Raw genomic sequence first — 2,315 nt, 5'->3', positions numbered from 1 at the left:
TCTGTCAACGCCGCTCTAAACATCCCCAAAAGCGCCGGAGTAAAACTCCTCAGTTCCGCCGTTCAGGCCACCTGGGCGGCGTAGCCGTTTTTCGGCGGCCGTCCGCGCCGACGAGGCGGCGGCTGCAGTGGGGCGGCGATGACTGCCTTGGAGCGGACGTGCTCCGGCATCAGCTCGGCGTGCTGGCGTAAGCGGTAGCTGGAGCCCTCGATCTGCACGACGATGGCATGGTGGAGCAGCCGGTCCAGCAGCGCCGTGGCAACCACGGGATCACCGAAGACCTCGCCCCATTCGGCAAAGCCGCGGTTGGACGTGAGGATCATGGCGCCCCGCTCGTATCGGGCGTTGACCAGCTGGAAGAACAGATTGCCGCCGCCGGGTACGACGGGCAGGTAGCCGATCTCGTCTACGATCAGGAGCCCCGGCCGGCAGAAGAAGTGGATGCGCTCCTGCAGGCGGCCCTCACGTTCGGCTCGGGCGAGTTGGGCCAGCAGGTCGGCCAGGGTGCAGAAGTAGACGCTGCGCCCGGCCTTTACCGCCTCCACGCCCAGCGCTGTGGCCAAGTGGCTCTTGCCAGTCCCGGGCGGGCCCAGGAAGTGGACCACCTCGGAGCGGGCGATGAAGCCGAGCTGGGCGAGCGTGTGGATGCGGTCGCGGTCCAGCGACGGCTGGAAGGAGAAGTCGAAGCCGGCGAGCGTCTTGATCGTCGCCAGCCGACCCATGCGGAGCGCCGTCTTGATGCGGCTGTTCTCCCGCAACGTCAGCTCCTCGCTGAGCAGGACGTCGATAGCCTCCAGCGCGCTGATCTCGCCGTGTTCGAGGCGGCGCACAATGTGGTCGAGCGCTTCCAGCGCGCGCGGCATCTTCAGGCCGACCAAGTCCTGTCGAATGCGCTCGATCATAGAAGGGATGATGTCAGGGGTGCTCACGCGCGACCTCCCTGGGCGAGCTGGCGACCGATGGCGTCGTAGAAGTCCAGCGAGCGCTGAGCGACGGCATCGCCGATCCGAGGTCCGCCCTCGCCATGGCGACGGCCGGAGGCGCCCACTTTGCGGTGACCCGGCGCAACGCGGCGCTGATGACGGCCTTCCAGCACGGGATGGGAAGCGATCAGCTTGCCGTCTTCGAAGATGCGGATCTCCTCGGCCAGCGTGTGAACTTCCACCGCCCGCCGCCGGGTCGCGTCCGGTACGCTGTAGAGGTTGCCGCCCACACTCACCATGCCCTCGCGCGAGATGCGCCGCTCCAGGCGTAGCACGTCCTTGAAGGGCGCCAGCGGCAGCAGCCGAAGCTGCGGCCGTTCTTCGGCAAAGGCCTCATTGACCACCCGACGGGTGGTGGCGTGCACGCGTGGGTTGGCGACAATGTCCAGCCAGCGACGGAGCTGGTCGTTCAGGTCCTCCAGGTTACGGAAGGTGCGCGCCAGGAAGAAGTCCTGGCGGATATAGCGGAACGGTCGCTCTACCTTGCCCTTGGTCTTGGCGCGGTAAGCCTGGCAGGCCTTGGGGTGGAAGCCGTAGTGGCGCGCCAGGCCGATTAGGCTGGCGTTGTAGATGATCCCGCCATCATCCCCCTCGCCAGTGACCGCGGTCTTCATGCGGTCGTAGAGCAGCTCTCGCGGCGCGCCGCCGAGCGCCTCGAAGGCCGCCACATGGCAGCGCAACACTGTGGCCAGGTCCTGGTGCACGACGAAGCGGGCCCAGATCATCCGGCTGTAGCCCAGCACCATGGAGAACAGCCACACGACGCGAGACGTCTCAGGCTCGTCGGTGAAGATCACCTGGAACTGAGCGAAGTCCACCTGACCCTGCTCGCCTGGCGAGGTCTCGAAGCGCACCTCGAAGCCCGGGCTTGGCGGAGGCCGCACGTCCCGCAGGAAGTCGGTAACCGCCGTGTAGCTTCCCTGGTAGCCTCGCTCCTTCAGCTCCCGCAGTAGCCTCGCCCCGGTCAGCCCCGGGTAGGCCGCCACGCGTTCCTGAAGGTAGGCCGTAAAGGGATTAAGCAGCGTCGGGCGGGGCTTGCGCGGGCCATAGGCCGGCGGCTCCAAGCCCCGTTCGATGTAGCGCCTCACGGTCTTCCGATCGAGGCCGCACAGTCGCGAGATCGCGCTCACCGACAACCCCTGCCGGTGCAGGTCCAAGATCATCACCAGTTCTCCCAGCTTGACCACCGACTCACTCCCCCGCCCATCGGGAGAGGATCGGCAAATCACGGCCGCCGGGCTCCCAGGGCGCGCCCCGGGAGCCCGGCGGCAGACGTCCAACTGAGGAGATTTCAAACGGCGGTTCTGGGGAGTTTCACTCCGGCATCAACAC

The 2,315-nt window shown here is 67.0% G+C and carries 2 protein-coding genes; both read right to left on the bottom strand.

Annotated elements, in window-relative coordinates:
• Positions 1–62 precede the first annotated feature (62 nt).
• Positions 63–902 carry an IS21-like element helper ATPase IstB gene (gene istB, locus MKL01_RS19450; protein ID WP_243906846.1) on the bottom strand — a complete coding sequence of 280 codons (840 nt, stop codon included), beginning with the start codon at positions 900–902 and terminating at the stop codon, positions 63–65.
• A gap of 23 nt (positions 903–925) precedes the next feature.
• Positions 926–2,170, bottom strand: a complete 1,245-nt coding sequence (istA, locus tag MKL01_RS19445) for an IS21 family transposase (RefSeq protein ID WP_243906845.1) — start codon at positions 2,168–2,170, stop codon at positions 926–928.
• Positions 2,171–2,315 lie beyond the last annotated feature (145 nt).

The sequence above is a fragment of the Methylobacterium sp. J-070 genome (genome assembly GCF_022829385.1).
Lineage (GTDB): Bacteria > Pseudomonadota > Alphaproteobacteria > Rhizobiales > Beijerinckiaceae > Methylobacterium.
Note: the sequence above shows the minus strand (reverse complement) of the source record. Positions and strands in the feature narration are given on the sequence as shown.